The sequence below is a fragment of the Microcystis aeruginosa NIES-4325 genome, from assembly GCF_008974145.1.
Taxonomy (GTDB): domain Bacteria; phylum Cyanobacteriota; class Cyanobacteriia; order Cyanobacteriales; family Microcystaceae; genus Microcystis; species Microcystis aeruginosa_G.
In genome coordinates this window covers 1-1,196 of sequence record NZ_BJKP01000090.1, presented here as the reverse complement: position 1 = coordinate 1,196, position 1,196 = coordinate 1, and the positions used below count along the sequence as shown (strand labels likewise).

The following is a 1,196-nucleotide window of genomic DNA, read 5'->3' as shown; positions in this document are numbered from 1 at the left end:
GGGAGCAAGTCAGTTTTGTCAGAACATAAATACTATTCAATAGCTAAAGACTGTTATTTAGGTAAGCACAGCGGTGTTTAAGCACTTGAGGGATATTTTCTTCATTCCACTGGGCTCCAGAAATTTTCAGTCGTCGGTCAATCTGTTTAACCGTGGATTCAACGGCTCCCGAAGCAATAGAGCAAATCTCTTCTTGTTGATAGTAATTATAATTAACAATTCGATGACGATGAATCTCTAAATAACGACAGAAATTTTCAGCTCGTTCGTTTTTTAAAGGAGAGATTAATGCTATTGTTTCCTCAATTTTGCCCTGCCATAATAAACTTTCTGCTTTTTTCAATCTCTTCACTGAACCGCCGACTTTATGAAGATTTTCTACCAAATGAAACCAGTCAAGTATTTCTCTTTTTTCTCCTGGACAATCCCAGTTTTTCACAATTTTCCAAATACCGGGATGTCCGTCTCCCAAACAGGTAAGGGGGTCAGATAAAGGTTGTTGATTAACCCAATATATTAACGATTCATTTTCTCCAAACCAAGCTTTTCTTAGGAAAGTATCAACACAGATTGCTTTATAATCTTTCCAGATACAAGCCTCTCCCTTAGTTTCGGTTCTTAAGCGCACTTTTCCTCCATCTAGACTAATTTCTTGAACGGGGTTTCCTGATTCTTCTTCGGCAAATTGGTGGCGATGGACTAATCGTTGTTGAGTCCTAGCCGAGACCTTCATCCCTATATAAAATTGAATATCTCTGGCGGCATTTTCATAAGAAACATTGGCACTAGCTCTTAAACAACAGCGTTCTAAGTAAGGACTAATTTGGTTATTACGAGGAATATTTAAACGGATTGCTTGTTTTTCTGTCAGGCATAATTCTCCGATGATGCTTTTTATTTTTCTCGGTCTCCCGGCTTGAGTTCCTGTCGTTTTTGTGACAAAAAAAAATCCTAGTTTCGGAGTTATATATTTTAAGGTCTGTTCTCTTATTGTCGTCTCTATTCCCTCTAAAGTTTGAATTTTTTCAGCCTCAGCTTCCTGATGAAGAATCTTGGCTATCGCTTGAATATGTTGGTTAAGTTCTTGTTGTTGCTCTGGAGTCATTTTTGTCTTTTCCCTACTCTTTTCTCTATCCCATACCCAATTGATGCTTTTGTCAAGTAGTTTATTTGTTCTTCAGCTTTGACTTGCTCCC

1 protein-coding gene is annotated in these 1,196 nt (G+C 37.9%); it reads right to left on the bottom strand.

What is annotated here, in order from left to right; all coding sequences use genetic code 11:
• Window positions 1-43: 43 nt before the first annotated feature.
• Window positions 44-1,105 carry an ISKra4-like element ISMae42 family transposase gene (locus MiAbW_RS19085; RefSeq protein ID WP_151697347.1) on the bottom strand — a complete coding sequence of 354 codons (1,062 nt, stop codon included), beginning with the start codon at window positions 1,103-1,105 and terminating at the stop codon, window positions 44-46.
• Window positions 1,106-1,196 lie beyond the last annotated feature (91 nt).

Coding starts and splice junctions, on each gene's coding strand:
- MiAbW_RS19085 (WP_151697347.1), bottom strand. CDS start 1,105: ATGACTCCAGAGCAACAACAAGAACTTAACCAACATATTCAAGCGATA.